Consider the following 16,470-nt stretch of genomic DNA (forward strand, 5'->3'; position numbering starts at 1 on the left):
CCTACGGCGGCAACGTAGCTACGCCGTGGCAGTGGAACGCGGGCGTGCGCTGGAGTTTCTAAAGCATAATATCGTCAACATAAAAGAGTCGCTGCTTGCAGCGGCTCTTTTAACTTTCAGTAAAATGCCAGCCCTTTACAAGACTATGGAAATTACAGGCAATATATGATATAATTTAATGACGATTTGTTTCTCAAGGGATTATTATGCGATTTTTTTGCTGGCTTAGAGGCTTTTGCGCCTTGGCCGGCAGCTTGTAATAGGAGTTGTCATGGTAGGACTTATTAGTGGCGTGCGCAAAAACAGCCTGGCAGAGCAGGCCGGTATTCAGCCCGGCGATAAGCTGCTTGCTGTGGACGGCGTACAGGTTAAAGATATTATTGAATTAAGTTTTTGTACTTCTGACTACGCTGTGGAGCTGGAGCTGGAGGGCCCCGACGGTCAGCGCCGTCAGCTGCATATTGATAAATATCCTGATGAGGATTTGGGCCTGGAGTTTGAAGCGGCAGTTTTTGATAAGGTAAGCACCTGTTATAACAAGTGCATCTTTTGCTTTGTCGATCAGATGATTCCCGGTATGCGGCCTGGCCTTTATGTGCGCGACGACGATTACCGTCTGTCCTTTTTGTACGGTAATTTTATTACGCTGACAAATATGAAGGATGCTGATTTTGAGCGCATCATCAGTACCCATATGACGCCTTTGTACGTTTCGGTGCACGCTACCGACCCGGAAGTGCGCTGTCAGATGATGAAGAACCGTTTTGCCGGTGAGCTGATGCCTAAGCTGCGGCGTTTATTTGACGCTGGTATTCAGGTGCATACGCAAATTGTTTGCTGCCCCGGCTATAACGATGGGGAAGTGCTGGCTAAAACCTTTGCCGATTTATACGCTTTGCATCCTTCGGTATTGACAATGGCGGTTGTGCCGGTAGGCTTGACGAAGCACAGGGAAGCGCTGCATCCGCTGCGTACTTTCATGAAGGAGGAAGCGGCGGCGATTGTAGACCAGGCTGCTCTTTGGCAAAAGCAATGCCGGGAAGAAACGGGCAAGTCCTTTATTTATTTAGGCGACGAATTTTACCTGCTTGCAGGCAGGGAGGTACCTCTTGCCGAATGGTATGACGGCTTTCCGCAGCTGGAAAACGGCATCGGCCTGACCCGCACCTTTATAGACGAATGGCGCAAGGAGTGCGGCAAGCTGCAGGGCTGGAAGCCTACGGCCCCGGCGGTAATTCCTGTGGGCGAAAGCGCTTATCAGGTGCTGCAGCCGCTGATGGAAAAGTTTAACTGCCGTTTCGGCGCTCAGCACCGTTTCGCGGCTGTACCTAATTTGTTCTTTGGCGGTAAAGTGAACGTCACCGGTCTGCTGACTGCGGGCGATATTTTAAGCGCCGTACAGGAGCAGCGCATTATTTTGCCCTCTGTAGTGTTAAACAATGACCAGCTGTTTTTAGACGATAAATCCTTGGAGCAGTTCAAGCAGGCCTATCCCGGCAGGGTGGAACTGGCTAAGGACGCTAAAGAGCTTTTGCATTTACTATTGGAAAGATAAGGTGGTACTATGCTGCAGGTATATACGGGCACAGGCAAGGGCAAGACTACTGCCGCTTTAGGCGTGGCGCTGCGGGGAGCAGGCTACGGCTTAAAGACGCTGATGCTGTCCTTCCTTAAAGACGACCCCGCTTACGGCGAGGCTAGAGCGGCGCGGCTGCTGCCGGGCTTTGTTTTAAAGCAGGTAGGACGCGACGCTTTCGTAAATTTCCGCAATCCCGATCCGGTGGATTTAAAGCTGTGCCGTGCTGGCTGGGAGGAAGCAAAAAAAGCTATCGCTCAAAAAGCGGCGGACATTATTATTTTAGACGAGCTGAACATCGTGCTGGCAACCCATATGCTGCCAACGAACGAGGTTTGCGAATTTTTGCGGCAGTACAGCCATACGCTGGAAATTATTACTACTGGCCGCGGCGCACCGGAGGAGCTGCTGAAAATTGCCGACTTGGTAACGGATATGCAGGAGATTAAGCATTACTTCCACAGGGGGATTGCATCGCGCAACGGCATCGACCACTGATTTTAGACTGCAAATAAAGCGTCATATACTTCGTCAGGGCTCCTGACGCAAAGACCCGATTATTCGTGAACATGAGTGAAACGAATAATCGTTGGTCGTGCTAATATCCGAAGGATGAGGAGTATTAATTATACACCGTCGTCGCCCTTTCTCGTCTCTAACGCTTTCTTTTCAGTCTGTATAATAAAGATTTTACATTACTTTGCTGGATAGATTACGAAATTTATATTATTATGGAGGAAACGTATTATGGGAAAACCTATTGTTGCGATAGTAGGACGTCCTAATGTGGGCAAATCGACCTTGTTCAATATTTTTGCCAATAGTAGGATATCCATTGTGGAGGATACGCCGGGCGTTACCCGCGACCGTTTGTATGCTACGGCCGAATGGCTGGCTCACGAATTTATGATGGTGGATACAGGCGGCATCGAAATTATGAACGCCGACGCTATCGCCGTATCCATTCGCCAGCAGGCGCAGATCGCTATTCAGGAAGCGGACGTTATTCTGTTTGTCTGCGACGCCCGCAGCGGTATTACTACTGAGGACGCCGACGTAGCGCGTATGCTGCGTCAATCGAAAAAGCCTATTGTTCTGGCGATCAACAAGGCCGATTCTCCCAAGCAGGAGATGAATACCTTTGAATTTTACAATCTGGGCATCGGCAAACCGATACCGGTTTCGGCGTCCAATCATTTGGGCTTAGGCGATTTGCTGGATGCAGTTGTCGCTAAGTTCCCCAGCGATAAGATGCAAAGCGAGCTGGACGATGAGGATGAAATCAAAGTAGCGCTTATCGGCCGTCCCAATGTAGGCAAATCTTCCATTTTTAACGCGCTGGTAGGCGAGGAGCGCTCCATTGTCAGCGATATTGCCGGCACCACCCGCGACGCAATCGATACTCCCGTAGTACGTAATGGGCAGAAATATCTCTTTATCGATACTGCCGGTATGCGCCGCAAGGCCAAGGTGGACGAGCCCATTGAAAAATACAGCGTTATGCGTTCTCTGCGCGCTGTGGACCGCAGCGACGTAGTGCTCATGGTTTTCGACGCCGTAGAAGGCGTTACCGAACAGGATAAGCGTATCGTCGGCTATGCCCATGAGGCAGGCAAGGCTGTCATTCTGGTGGTTAATAAGTGGGATTTGTATGAAAAGGACAACAGCTCCACCCTGCGCTATACGGAAACATTGCGCAAAGAGCTGGTATTTTTGCAGTACGCGCCCTGCGTTTTCGTTTCCGCCATTACCAAGCAGCGTATCCACCGCTTGCCGGAGGTTATTTCCTATGTAGCCGAACAAAATGCTATGCGTATTTCTACCAGTATTCTTAATCAGGTTATCGAGGACGCTGTGGCTATCAACCCGCCGCCGACAGAAAAGGGCAAGCGCTTAAAGATTCTTTATGTAACGCAGGTTAAGATTAAACCGCCCACATTCGTTATCTTCGTCAACGAGCCGGAGATTATGCACTTTTCCTATCAACGCTATTTAGAAAACAAGCTGCGCGAAGCCTTTGGCTTTGAGGGTACGCCGATACAAATGATCATTCGCGGCAAAAACGAGGACGAATAACGGCTAAAGACAGGTGATTTTTTATGTTTAATGAGGTAGGGGTTGTCCATTATTTAATGGGCTTTGCGCTGGGACATTTAGGCGGCTCTATTCCCAGCGGGCTATGGCTGGTGCAGGCCATTCATGGCATCGATATACGCGATTACGGCAGCAAAAATATTGGCACGACCAATGTGTTTCGCACCGTAGGCCCGCAGACAGCCGTTTTGGTGCTGCTGTGCGATATGCTCAAGGGTATCGCCGCAGTGGCTTTGGTAAGCTATTTGTTTCACAATCCGGTATTAGATGTTGTGACGGCCTTGGGCGCGCTCTTAGGGCATAATTATTCGGTATTCCTAGGCTTTAAGGGCGGCAAGGGCGTGGCTACGGGTTTGGGACTGCTGGTATTTTTGATGCCCAAGGTAGCGGGTACGGTCTTTCTCATCTGGCTGGCGTTGGTTATGGCAACGCGCTATGTTTCCTTAGGCTCCATTGTAGCCGCGGTGTGTACGCCTATTATGGCCTGGTATTTCGCCTATCCGCCGGCCTACATAGTTTTAGGCGCGATTGCAGGCTTCTTTGTGGTGCTGCGCCATAAGGAAAACATCGGGCGCTTGCTGTCCGGTACAGAAAGTAAGATTAAGCCGGGCAACGCCAACAATCTGAAAAAGTAAAGCTAATCATAAAATCAAGACTGACAGAGAGATGCTGAATACATCTTTTTGTCAGTCTTTTTTCACAAAAACCTTTGTACTTTTCACACAAACAGTGCTATAATAAACAAAGAGTTCTGTGTAAAGAAGGGAGGCATTATTATGCCTGAAAAATCTACATTTTATTTAGTTCGTGAAGAAATTCTTCCGGAAGCTATTAAAAAGACTATTAAGGTAAAAGAGATTCTCAAGAGAGGCGAAATTAAGACGATTAACGAGGCTGTAGAAAAAATGGGTCTCAGCCGCAGCGCTTATTATAAGTATAAGGATTTTGTTTTTCCGTTTTATGAAGCCAGCAAAGAAAAGATTATTACCCTGTCCCTGCTGCTGGAGCATAAATCCGGCGTACTGTCCAAGGTTCTGAATACCGTAGCCGACGAGTCCGGCAGCATTATGACCATCAATCAGGGGATTCCTTTGCAGGGCGTGGCCAATACTACAATTTCTATTGAAACCAAGCATTTGACCGTTGACCTAGAAGCCCTGCTGGATAAGCTGCGCATGATCGACGGCGTAAAGCGTTTAGAAGTATTGGGTCAGGTCTAATCAGCCTGTAAATAGCTGTAATATTATGAAGTTGGAGGGGAAGTTATGAAGGATTTTATCAATGTCGGCCTTTTGGGAGCCGGTACCGTAGGCGGCGGCGTTATTAAAGTATTAGAGAAAAATGCTGCGGCAATTACGCAAAAGGTAGGCAAACCTATTCGCATTACAAAAATTTTAGATAGAAATGCGGAAGCGCGGCAAAAGGAATTTGGCGATCAATATATCTTTACCGATGTTCCGGACGATGTGCTGAACGATAAGGATATCGATATTATCGTCGAGCTGCTGGGCCGCGAGCATCCGGCCAAGGAATATATCGCGCAGGCCTTTGAAAACGGCAAGCACGTAGTTACCGCCAATAAGGACGTATTGGCGCGTTATGGCTCCGAGCTGTTTCCTCTGGCGGAAAAGCATAATTGCGATTTTATGTTTGAAGCGAGCGTTTGCGGCGGCATTCCCATTATCGAACCGTTAAAAACCAGTATGGCCGCCAATACTATCAATTCCGTGATGGGCATTGTCAACGGCACTACTAACTATATGCTGACGAAAATGTCCAACGAGCATCTGGAATATGACGAGGTATTGAAGGAAGCGCAGGAAAAGGGCTATGCCGAATCCGACCCTACCGCGGACGTAGGCGGCCTGGACGCGGCGCGCAAAATCGTTATTTTGGCTTCCATAGCCTTCAACACCCGCATCAGTCTGGACGATGTGCTGGTAGAGGGCATTGAAAGCGTTGAAGCCAGCGATATTAAATATGCTCAAAATTTAGGCTATGCCATCAAGCTTTTGGCTATTGCTAAAAATGATCCGGAAAACGGCGTTATGGTTTGCGTTAAGCCTACCATGCTGCCTTTAAGCCATCCTTTGGCAGGCGTTAACGGTGTATATAACGCAGTTTTCGTAAACGGCGACGCTATCGGCGAAGCCATGTTCTTGGGCTTGGGCGCAGGCCGTTTGCCTACGGCCAGCTCCGTTTGCGGCGATATTATTGAAATCGCCCGCAATATGCAGCATCATTCTAATGGGCGCATCAGCTGTACCTGCTTCAAGGAAAAGAAGCTGTGCCCGCCGGAAAAAATGGCTGCTCCTGCATATATCCGCTTGCAGGTTCTGGACCAGCCGGGCGCTCTGGCGGCTATCGCCGCTGCTTTCGGCGCACAAAACGTCAGCCTGCGCAATGTTTTGCAGACGAACGGTATTTTAGGACAGAAGGCCGAGATTGTTGTAGTAACGCACAGCGTATCGGAATCCAATCTGCAAATGGCGCTGCAAATTCTGCAGGTACTGCCGGTAGTAGAGAAGGTGAGCTGCGTCATCCGCGTTGAGGACAGCAGCTTATCCTAGAGGTGCGGCATGATGAAGAAAGTAACGATTCAGGTTCCGGCTACCTCCGCCAACTGCGGCCCCGGCTTCGATACGTTGGGGCTGGCATGTACGCTTTACAACGAAGTAACCTATGAAATAACGGACACCAAAGGCTTTCAGCTTTGCGTAACGGGTGAGGGTGCAGATTATCTCAAGCCCTTCGGCCGTAATTTAGCCTTTGCCAGCTTTCTGCGCGTGTGGAATAAGGCTGCTGGCGGCCAGCGCATTGGCCTCAAGGTAACGATGCATAACCGCATCCCTATGTCCCGCGGTTTGGGCAGCAGCTCCAGCGCTATTGTAGCCGGCTTGTATGCCGCCAATTGCTTGTGCGGCAATTATTATAACAAGGACGAGCTTTTGGGTATAGCTACGGATATCGAGGGCCATCCGGATAATGTGGCTCCCGCTATTTACGGCGGCTTTACTATCAGCTATATGGATAACGGCAAGGCCCATTCCCTGCGCCTGCAGCCCGCCAAGCCTTTGAAATTTATCGCCGTAGTGCCGGATAGCAAGCTGCCTACAGTGCAGGCGCGTCAGGCTATCCCGGCTAATATTGCGCATAAGGACGCGGTATTCAATACCTCCAGGGCTTCGCTTTTGGTAGGCGCGCTGCTGAGCGGCAATTACCAGTATTTAGGGGCGGCGCTGGAGGATAAGCTGCACCAGCCATATCGCGCTCATTTGATACCCGGCCTGCGTGAAGTTTTTGCCGCGGCTAAAGAAGCCGGAGCATATAACGCTATTATCAGCGGCGCAGGCTCTACGGTTATGGCATACGCTGCGCCGGAAGCTGATTGCCAGGCTATTGCGGAAGCTATGAAATGCGCTTTTGCCGCTCAAGGAGAACATTGCGCGTACCATATACTTGATTTGGATACTGACGGCGTAAAAGCTATTTAGATAATCTGAAGATTTTTACTTGGAAAGTATTGACAAAAGCATTTTAATGCAGTATAATCTTATTCGTTGCTAAGATATGGCAACAACCCAAAGTAGTCGGGGCGTGGCTCAGTTTGGTAGAGCGCTTCCTTGGGGTGGAAGAGGTCGTGGGTTCGAATCCCGCCGCTCCGACCATGTCGGATCTATAGCCTTTACGTTTGCGTAAAGGCTTTTTTTACGTTTATTTTTGGAGGCATTACCAATGATTCGTACCTTAGACCTTATTTGCAGCGAATGCGGCAATACCTTTGTGCCTGGTGAAAAATTGTATTACCGCGACAACTTTTTGAACGCGAATATCCGCGATACTAAATTTATCTGCCAGGAATGTATCGCCAAATGGCATGCTAAATGGCAGATTAAAAGCGCCAGCTTTACCGAAAAGGATTACGTGATGACCGTGGATATCGAGCTGGAGGACGGCAGCGTTTACCATAATATGGACTGCACGCCCCTCGAAGAAACGGAAACTGTAGTCGTAGGCGAGGATATTCCCGTTGAGGCGCAGCGCAGGCTGTACGCCGTTTACGACGCCTGGAACAAGGAGCGAAAGGCTCATTATCTGAAGGATTGCATTTTTACGGACGAATTTATGCGTACCTCCTTTACCTGTGAAACCTACGGCGGAGAAAAATTCGATAATGTGGCCTTCCGCGTAACCATGCGCGGCGAGCTGCAGACGGAAATCCCCGTACCCGATTATATCAAAAAGCAAATTCTGGAAGCCTATAAATTATACGAGGCGCAAAATATGGATGAAACCATTGAGGATTGATAGGGGGATCTTATGCAGGAACTATTAGAAAAAATTGAAAAACGCCGGACCTTTGCCATTATTTCGCATCCTGACGCCGGCAAAACTACCTTAACGGAAAAGCTGCTGCTGTACGGCGGCGCTATTCATCTGGCAGGTTCCGTCAAAGCAAGAAAAAGCAATAAGCACGCTGTGTCCGACTGGATGGAAATTGAAAAGCAGCGCGGTATTTCCGTAACTTCCTCCGTACTGCAATTTGATTACGACGGCTACCGCGTTAATATTTTGGATACTCCCGGTCATCAGGACTTTTCCGAGGACACCTACCGGACGCTGATGGCTGCCGATAGCGCCGTTATGCTTATCGATGCGGCCAAGGGTGTAGAGCCGCAGACGAAGAAGCTCTTCTGGGTCTGCCACCGCCGTCATCTGCCTATTTTTACCTTTATCAACAAACTGGACCGTTACGGACGCAATCCTTTCGACCTGATGGACGAGCTGGAAAAGGTTTTAGGCATTCGCGCTTATCCTGTCAACTGGCCCATTGGCATCGACGGTCATTATAAGGGCGTATATGACCGCCTGCAAAACACTATCGAGCTGTTTGAGGACGATACCAGCCACGGCTCCAATAAACTGAAATCTACCACCGGCTCTCTGGACGACCCTAAAATTAAGAAGATGCTGGGGGAGGAGCTGTACGAAAACCTGTGCAACGACATTGAGCTGCTGGATATGGCTGGCGACACCTTTGATTTGGATAAGGTAAACACAGGCGAGCTGACGCCAATGTTTTTCGGCAGCGCTATGACCAACTTCGGCGTGCAGAGCTTTTTGGAAAAATTTTTGGAATTGTCTCCCAAGCCACAGCCTAGAACGCTGCAAGATGGTACAATAATAGAACCGGACAACGAAAAATTCTCTGCTTTTGTTTTCAAAATCCAAGCCAATATGAATCCTGCCCACCGTGACAGAATTTCTTTCATGCGCATTTGCTCCGGCGTTTTTGATAAGGGTATGAGCGTTTATCACAAGCAATCCGGCAAGCTAGTGAAGCTGGCGCAGCCGCAGCAATTTTTAGCGCAGGAGCGCACTATTGTAGAAAAGGCTTATCCCGGCGATATTATCGGCGTGTTTGACCCCGGTATTTTCGGCATCGGCGATTCCTTGAGCGACAATAGCTTAAAGCTGCAATTCGAGGATTTCCCCGTATTCCCGCCGGAAATTTTCGCCCGCGTGCAGCCCAAGGATTCCCTCAAGCGCAAGCAGTTTGAAAAGGGAATAATCCAGCTGTCGCAGGAAGGCGCTATTCAGGTGTTCCAGCAAAAGGGAGTAGGCCTGGAAAGCTATATCGTCGGCGTAGTCGGCGTACTGCAGCTGGAGGTGCTGGAATACCGCTTACTCAACGAATACAGCGCGCAGCTTTTGATGAATCAGCTGCCTTATTCGGTAGCACGTTGGGTATATGCGGAAGATAAAAAGCTTATCGACAATATTAAGGGTCTGGATAACGGTATGCTGGTGTACGATAAGAAGGAACGCCCGGTTATTCTCGTAAGCAACGAATGGTCCCTGAATTGGATTTTGGAGCGTAATCCCGGAATACAGTTTTTGACGGTGCCTGCAGATGTGGAAAAAATTTAAGGGCGAGCTTATCTGTTTAAAATTAAATAAAAAGTTTTCTTTGTCGCAGCAAATCGTTATCCTGATTAGCCTAGTTGTTTGCGTAGCGCTTTTGCCAGCGTCTTTGTTTACCACCTATCGCGTGTCGAAGGTGATTTACGACCGCGTCAGCATTAACGCCGTAAGTATCAACAACATTCTGTGCAATTCTGAGGAAATTCAGTCCAGCTTAATTCAGCAAAATGCCAGCGCTGATCCCAGCGATGAAATCGACGCTTATATGACAGCCTACGTTAATGAGGTGGACCATTCGGACGAAGCCGGCGTAGCCATTTACGACAAGCATCACAATCTGCGCGTTATGTATAATCCCGGCAATCTGCCTAATTTTGAGGGAAGCGCCCGCAGCCTGATGGAACGGTACGCTTTGCGCAATACGATTAACTGGCGCGAAAATTATGACATACCCAATAAAGCGCTGGGCTTTGTGCGCGATACAAATAACGAAACCATCGGCTATGTCGTTACGGGCTATTCCGACGATATTCTTAATAATTCTACCATCGATGCGGTTATGTTTTTGCTGCTGACTACGATGGTAGGCTTAATCGTCGGCATTGTAGGCGCTATCTTTTTGGCCGCCCGCATTAAAACGGTACTGTTTGGCTATGAGCCGGAAGAAATTGCCCGCCTGCTGCAGGAGCGCAATATTATTCTGAATTCGGTACGCGAAGGCATTATCAACGTCAACAATCTAGGCATTATTACCGTAATCAATTCGGAGGCCCGCGACCTGCTGCGGCAGGCCGGTATAGCTAACGGCAGCGATCTGCACGGCAAATATGCCACGGATGTATTGAAACATATTTCATTAAATGATATTATTAAAGATGGTAAAACCTTAGTTGATGCTACGACTAAATTCGGCAATATCGTTTTCGTCTTTACGGCCGTACCGCTGCTGTCCAGCAACCGTATTTTAGGCGCAGTTATTACCTTCCGCAAAAAGTCGGTAGTAGAGGAGATGGCAAACCAGCTGACGGGCTTTAAAAACTATGCGACGGCGCTCAGAGCGCAAACCCATGAGTTTATGAACAAGATGCACGTCATTATGGGGCTCATTGAAATGAAGGCTTACGACGAACTGAAGAATTATACGCAGGAAATTGCGCATAACAGAAATTCTGAGGTTTCTTATGTCGTAACCCGTTTGAAGGATATTACCCTTTCGGGCTTTATCTTAGGCAAGATGAGCCGCAGCCGTGAGCTGGCTATCGACTTCACGCTGACGGAGGAAAGCGAGCTGCGCGGCGATCTGGAGGTGCCGTCTGTACACGATTTGGTTCTTATCGTCGGGAATATTATTGAAAACTCCTTTGAGGCCCTCAAAAATTTTGACGGCGAACGCATTGTTAACCTGTCCATTCTTGATTTTGACAGGGAGATCGTCATTGTGGTCGAGGATTCCGGCCCGGGTATGAGCGAGGAGACAATTAAAAAGATTTATCAGCGCGGCTTCAGCAGCAAGAGCGACAGCGGCCACGGCTTTGGACTGTTTCTTGTTAAGCAGAGTATAGATAATCTTAATGGTACTATTACAGTTGAATCAGCAGAGGGTGAAGGAACCACCTTTACCATACGATTGCCCGTCAAGAAGGAGGACTAAACATGATCAACGTATTGGTTGTTGAAGACGATCCGATGGTAGCCCAGCTCCATGAGCACTATCTTAGCCAGATTAAAGGCTATCAGCTATGCGGCATTGCCAATAACGGCGACATGGCTTTAAAGCTTTTGGCTCAGAAAAAGTACGATCTGCTCATTTTGGATATTTTTATGCCTACCATGGATGGCCTGCAGCTGCTGGCCAAGATACGCGATAATGCTTATGACGTGGACGTTATTATCGTCTCTGCGGCAAACGATAAGGATAAGATTAAGCAGGCGCTGCGTTTAGGCGCTGTCGACTATATTATCAAGCCCTTTGAATTTGAACGGTTTAACCTGGCGTTGAACAATTATCTGAAGCGCTATCATATCGTAGAGGATCAGAACATTATCGAGCAGTCCGATTTGGACCAGACTATTATCCGGCAGGAGGATCAGGTACTTGTCAGCTTGCCGAAGGGACTCGATAAAAATACTTTAGGTACGGTATGGGAGTGTATCCGCAGCATCGACGGTATGTTTACTACGGAAGAAGTAGCCGTTAAGGTGGGCATTTCCCGTGTATCCATCCGCAAATATCTGGAATTTTTAAAATCCCTGCATTTACTGAAGCTGGATTTGCATCGCGGCTCCGTGGGCCGTCCGGTATATAAATACCTGTGCCTAGATAAGCACAGCGATGTTTTGAAGGCCTATATTCAATAAAGTGAGGCTATAAAAATGCAAGAGCCAATAAAAATTTTAGGCGTTCCCGTACATCCTCTGACCATGCAGCAATCGGTGGATTTTCTGGAGCAGCGTATGCTGGAAAAGGAGCAAACCTTCGTTGTCACCGCTAATGCAGAAATCATTATGATGTGTCAGGAGGATGCAGGCTACAATAAAATCGTCAGTCAGGAGGCAGAGCTGGTGCTGCCTGACGGCGCGGGAGCTGTTTGGGCAGGGCGCTATTTGGGCCATAAGGTGCCGGAGCGCGTAGCAGGCTTTGACCTGTTTAATAAGCTATTGGCTTTGGCTGCAAAAAAAGGCTATAAGGCATTTTTCTTCGGCGGTTCGCCCAGCGTGGCGGAGTCCGCTAAAGCCAAGTCCGAAAGCCTCTATCCCGGAGTGCAGGTAGCAGGCTGCCACAACGGCTATTTTACGGAAGCGGATGAGCCTGCGATTATCGAGGCTATTAACGCTTCCGGCGCAGATATGCTGTTTGTCGCGTTAGGCGCGCCCAAGCAGGAGAAATGGCTGCTGCAGCACAGAAAGCAGCTGCGTCCGCGCATTTTGATGGGCATCGGCGGCAGCTTCGACGTATTTGCCGGTAAAATGGAGCGAGCTCCTAAATGGATGCAGGACGCTTCGCTGGAGTGGGCCTTCCGCCTGTATAAACAGCCTAGCCGCTTTACCCGCATGCTGGCTTTGCCTAAATTTGTACTCAAGGTAATTTTTTCCGGTAAATAAGATTTAACATAAATCTGCTTGCTGTTTGCCGTTATTTATGTTAAATGTTTAACGGTTATCATGGACAAAAATTATATCGTGTATTATAATAAAGTGATGGAATGAGCTTTGTCGCAAAGGCCGCCATCACTTTTTGTATATGTATAATGCTTTTATATAAAGCCATGGAAAGCGAGGCTGTTTATGTTTATTGTCAAAGAAGGATATCCCTTTATTATTGCATCTCTGGTTGTAGCCGCTGTTGTGTATTATCTGTTCGGAGCGGTATGGGCTGTTATTCCTGTTGTACTGGCGCTGTACTTTGCCTATTTCTTCCGCGATTTTCACCGCAGCATGCCCTATGACCCTAATATTTTATATTCTCCGGCCGACGGCACGGTCATGGGCGTAGAGGAAATTTATGACGACGAATATTTAAACGAGCCCGCTTTAAAGCTGACGATTTTCCTTTCCGTTTTCAACGTGCATACCAATCGCAGTCCTTTGGACGGCGAAATTAAATATCAACGCTATACCTGCGGCCAATTTGTGCCGGCCTACGAAAAATCTGCTTCCTTTGAAAACGAGCGTCATGCTATCGGCATTGACAACGGTCGGATGCGCTTTCTGGTCATTCAGGTAGCAGGCCTGCTGGCGCGCCGCATCGTGTCCTGGGTAACGGTGGGCCACCAGCTTAAACAGGGCGAAACCTATGGTATGATTAAATTCGGCTCCAGCACAGAGCTGATCGTACCGCGCAATGTGGAGATCACCGTGAAAAAGGGGCAAACCGTCGTTGGCGGCGTGACCGTAGTAGGGAGGATTAAGGCATAATGAACTACCGTCGTCTTATACCCAACAGCATCAGCTCCGCCAGCTTGATTTTTGGCATACTGTCTATTTTTAAAACTATTCAGGGCGATTTTTTCTACGCGCCCATCTTCATAGTCATAGCCGTAATCTTTGATTCCTTGGATGGCCGTGCCGCCAGAGCCTTAGGCGTGGGCGGCGGCGATTTTGGCAAGGAAATGGATTCCTTATGCGATATGTGTTCTTTCGGCGTAGCTCCGGCTATTATGATTTACCAGTTTGGTATGCAGGAGCTGGGAGTGCCAGGGCAGGTTATCGCAGCCTTATTTGCCGTAGGCGGCTGCTTGCGTTTAGCTCGCTTTAACTGTAATACTGGCGTTGTCCACGGTTATTTTCAGGGCATGCCCATTCCTGCGGGCGCTTGCTTTTTAGCGGCCTATGTTCTGAGCGGCTATCAGCTGAATGCTGTTATGACTGCTGCTATGACGCTGATAATCGCCATTATCATGTACAGTAACGTAAGATTTCCTGATTTTAAGGGCAAAGGCAATCCTATGTACAGGCTTCCTGTAATCATCGCGCTGGTTATCGGTGCGGTCATGCTCTTTGAGCGTCCTTCTGCCTGGCCCTTCATTTGTATGTTTACTTATACTATCGCCGGTATTATCAATCATATTTATCGCGCTGTAACCGGCAAAAATAAGTAACAAGACTTTGGGAGAAGTTTTGAGGGAGTAAAGGAGCCTTTTCATGTATACCTATTTTGATATAATCATGATACCCCTGCAATTATTGATTATATTTTTTACTGTTTATTACTTTTTTGTATCTTGGTTTGGCCTGTTCGGCAAGAAGAAGGAAGTAAAGATTTACGACGAAAGCAAGACCTTCGCGTTGGTGGTTTGCGCTCATAACGAGGAAAGAGTAATCGCGCAGCTGGTGGATAATTTACGCAGGCTGCATTATAACAACGCTTTATACGACGTTTTCGTGGTAGCTGATAATTGCAGCGATAATACGGCGCGAGTAGCCCGCGAAGCCGGCGCCTTAGTACACGAACGCTTCAGCGAAACGGGTAAGGGCAAGGGCTTTGCGCTGGCCTGGATGTTTGAGCGTTTGTTCAAGATGAAGCGCCAGTACGACGCTGTCTGCGTTTTTGACGCCGATAATTTGGTGCATCCAGATTTTCTGAAAGAAATGAACAGCCGTCTGTGCCATGGCGAAAAAATAATTCAGGGCTACATCGACGCGAAAAATCCTACGGATACTTGGGTATCTGGCGTGTTTGCGATATCCTTCTGGATTGTCAACCATGTATGGAGCCTGGCAAAATACAATATGGGGCTGAGCTGCTGCCTGGGCGGCACCGGTATGTGCTTTGATACGCAGGTCTTAAAGCGGTACGGCTGGCGTGCCACCTGTCTGACGGAGGATATGGAATTTACTATTCAGGCTATGATGGAAAATATCCCCACGACCTGGGCTCACGACGCTATTATTTACGACGAAAAGCCCTTGACCTTCAAAGCGTCCTGGAATCAGCGCAAGCGTTGGTCCCAGGGACATTTTGACGTAGCCGACCGCTATCTGCTGCCCATGCTGAAAAAGGCATTCAAAAAGCGCAACATCGTAATGCTGGACTGCTCCGTCAATTTAATTCAGCCTTACTTTTTGATGGTGTCTACCTTTTTCGTGCTGTGCAGCTATATCAACAGCATCGAGCCTTTTTACACTAATATTTTGTACAAGGTTATTCCCTTGGAGGTCTGGACGATTATTGGCTTCGGACAATATATTTTCCCGGTAGCAGTGCTGTGGAAAATCCGCGCTTCCTTTAAATCATGGATGTATCTGCTGCTGTATCCCTTGTTTATTTACAGCTGGGTACCTATTACGGCCTTAGGCTGGTGGCATCGCCATGACCATGAATGGAACCATACGCTGCACACCCGCGGCATCAGCTTCGACGACGTTATTATTCCGGAGGATGCAGTAAACGACGGGCCTAAAGAAGTAGTGTTCGCAAAAGAAAAAGAGAAATAAATTGTTATCTGGCTCCGCAGTAAAGGCTGCGGAGCTTTTTCGTATGCGAGCAGAAATGTTGCAAATTTTTCATACTTACATCAGCTTTGCTGATGGATAATGCAGTTTTTGACAGGTATTGAATGGTAAAAGTGTGCTATAATTATTATGTATAAAATTACGCGGCTTAATTTTAAGTCAGTGCTTAATATGCTCGCAAAAATGTGCTGAAATGCAGTTCTGATTTGTGATATAATTATAAGAATAGAACTCGTTTAAAGGAGCTAAATCTTGATTAAAGGAATTCTTTTTGATTTTGACGGCACGCTGGCTAATACGATTGATTTAATCGTAGCGGCGTTTGAATACAGCTGCCAAAAAATTTTAGGAGTAAAGCCCGCGCGAGAGGCCATTATCAACACTATCGGCCTGCCCTTGGCCGACGCCTTTATTGTGCTGACGAATGCTCCTGATAAATTGGAGGAGCTGCGAGCCACTTACGGTTGGTTCAACAAAGAGCATCACGACACAATGATCGAGCCTATTCCCGGCGTGAAGGCGCTGCTGGCCGCTTTAAAAAAACGCGGCTTTAAAATAGCCGTAGTTACGTCCAAAAAGCCGCCCATGCTGCAGCGAGGGCTGGATTGTTTGGGCTTGTCGCAGTATATTGACGCTCAGGTTACAGTGCTGGACACAGAATTTGGCAAGCCGCATCCTGCACCCGTACTTTTGGGCTGCCAGCGGTTGGGCCTGGAGCCGCAGGAATGCATTTGCGTAGGCGACAGCCCTTATGATATGCAGAGCGGCAGATCAGCCGGTACAGTAACGGCTGCCGTCAAATATACGGCCTTTGCTTTGGACAAGGTATTGCTGGAGGGCGTTCCCGATTTCGTTATCGACGACCCTGAAGCTTTACTGGATCTTATAGAACATTTAAACAGAACGGAGGAAGATGATTAAGT

Annotated in this window: 16 protein-coding genes and 1 tRNA gene; all 17 read left to right on the plus strand. The window is 48.2% G+C overall.

The annotated features are described in order from the left end of the window. The first annotated feature begins 271 nt into the window (after nt 1–271). The 17 genes from QZ105_RS02750 (at nt 272) to QZ105_RS02830 (ending at nt 16,468) form a co-directional block, all read left to right on the plus strand. Entirely contained in the window at nt 272–1,555 is a 1,284-nt protein-coding gene (locus tag QZ105_RS02750; RefSeq protein ID WP_293728322.1) for a DUF512 domain-containing protein, read from the plus strand. A 9-nt stretch (nt 1,556–1,564) separates the two neighbouring features. After that, complete coding sequence (locus QZ105_RS02755) at nt 1,565–2,074, plus strand: cob(I)yrinic acid a,c-diamide adenosyltransferase (protein ID WP_293728323.1); 510 nt, start codon at nt 1,565–1,567, stop codon at nt 2,072–2,074. Between the two features lie 249 nt (nt 2,075–2,323). Next, nucleotides 2,324–3,652 (plus strand): ribosome biogenesis GTPase Der, encoded by a 1,329-nt coding sequence (gene der / locus QZ105_RS02760; RefSeq protein ID WP_293728324.1) that lies wholly within the window; start codon nt 2,324–2,326, stop codon nt 3,650–3,652. 23 nt (nt 3,653–3,675) lie between these two features. Continuing rightward, entirely contained in the window at nt 3,676–4,305 is a 630-nt protein-coding gene (plsY, locus tag QZ105_RS02765; RefSeq protein WP_293728325.1) for a glycerol-3-phosphate 1-O-acyltransferase PlsY, read from the plus strand. A 138-nt stretch (nt 4,306–4,443) separates the two neighbouring features. Further along, nucleotides 4,444–4,890 (plus strand): ACT domain-containing protein, encoded by a 447-nt coding sequence (locus QZ105_RS02770; RefSeq protein WP_366935967.1) that lies wholly within the window; start codon nt 4,444–4,446, stop codon nt 4,888–4,890. A gap of 45 nt (nt 4,891–4,935) precedes the next feature. Then, nucleotides 4,936–6,240, plus strand: a complete 1,305-nt coding sequence (locus QZ105_RS02775) for a homoserine dehydrogenase (RefSeq protein WP_293728327.1) — start codon at nt 4,936–4,938, stop codon at nt 6,238–6,240. A gap of 9 nt (nt 6,241–6,249) precedes the next feature. Then, nucleotides 6,250–7,164 carry a homoserine kinase gene (gene thrB / locus QZ105_RS02780; RefSeq protein WP_293728328.1) on the plus strand — a complete coding sequence of 305 codons (915 nt, stop codon included), beginning with the start codon at nt 6,250–6,252 and terminating at the stop codon, nt 7,162–7,164. Between the two features lie 97 nt (nt 7,165–7,261). Beyond that, nucleotides 7,262–7,338 (plus strand) — tRNA-Pro (locus QZ105_RS02785). A 67-nt stretch (nt 7,339–7,405) separates the two neighbouring features. Next, complete coding sequence (locus QZ105_RS02790; RefSeq protein ID WP_293728329.1) at nt 7,406–7,978, plus strand: hypothetical protein; 573 nt, start codon at nt 7,406–7,408, stop codon at nt 7,976–7,978. A 12-nt stretch (nt 7,979–7,990) separates the two neighbouring features. After that, complete coding sequence (locus QZ105_RS02795) at nt 7,991–9,601, plus strand: peptide chain release factor 3 (RefSeq protein WP_293728330.1); 1,611 nt, start codon at nt 7,991–7,993, stop codon at nt 9,599–9,601. Continuing rightward, entirely contained in the window at nt 9,585–11,246 is a 1,662-nt protein-coding gene (locus QZ105_RS02800) for an ATP-binding protein (RefSeq protein ID WP_293728331.1), read from the plus strand. The genes QZ105_RS02795 and QZ105_RS02800 overlap by 17 nt, the downstream gene beginning before the upstream one ends. Nucleotides 11,247–11,248: 2 nt before the next feature. Then, on the plus strand, nt 11,249–11,953 hold the full coding sequence (locus tag QZ105_RS02805; protein WP_293728332.1) for a response regulator: 705 nt from the start codon (nt 11,249–11,251) through the stop codon (nt 11,951–11,953). A 15-nt stretch (nt 11,954–11,968) separates the two neighbouring features. Further along, nucleotides 11,969–12,697 carry a WecB/TagA/CpsF family glycosyltransferase gene (locus QZ105_RS02810; RefSeq protein ID WP_293728333.1) on the plus strand — a complete coding sequence of 243 codons (729 nt, stop codon included), beginning with the start codon at nt 11,969–11,971 and terminating at the stop codon, nt 12,695–12,697. Nucleotides 12,698–12,880: 183 nt separating this feature from the next. Beyond that, on the plus strand, nt 12,881–13,510 hold the full coding sequence (locus tag QZ105_RS02815) for a phosphatidylserine decarboxylase family protein (RefSeq protein WP_293728334.1): 630 nt from the start codon (nt 12,881–12,883) through the stop codon (nt 13,508–13,510). Beyond that, complete coding sequence (gene pssA, locus QZ105_RS02820) at nt 13,510–14,193, plus strand: CDP-diacylglycerol--serine O-phosphatidyltransferase (RefSeq protein ID WP_293728335.1); 684 nt, start codon at nt 13,510–13,512, stop codon at nt 14,191–14,193. Before QZ105_RS02815 ends, pssA begins: the two co-directional genes overlap by 1 nt. A 43-nt stretch (nt 14,194–14,236) precedes the next feature. Beyond that, on the plus strand, nt 14,237–15,529 hold the full coding sequence (locus tag QZ105_RS02825) for a glycosyltransferase family 2 protein (protein ID WP_293728336.1): 1,293 nt from the start codon (nt 14,237–14,239) through the stop codon (nt 15,527–15,529). 270 nt (nt 15,530–15,799) lie between these two features. Then, nucleotides 15,800–16,468, plus strand: coding sequence for an HAD-IA family hydrolase (locus QZ105_RS02830; protein WP_293728337.1), 669 nt, complete (start codon nt 15,800–15,802; stop codon nt 16,466–16,468). Nucleotides 16,469–16,470: the final 2 nt, after the last annotated feature.

This window comes from uncultured Phascolarctobacterium sp., from assembly GCF_905212365.1.
In the GTDB taxonomy this organism is placed as follows: Bacteria; Bacillota; Negativicutes; order Acidaminococcales; family Acidaminococcaceae; genus Phascolarctobacterium_A.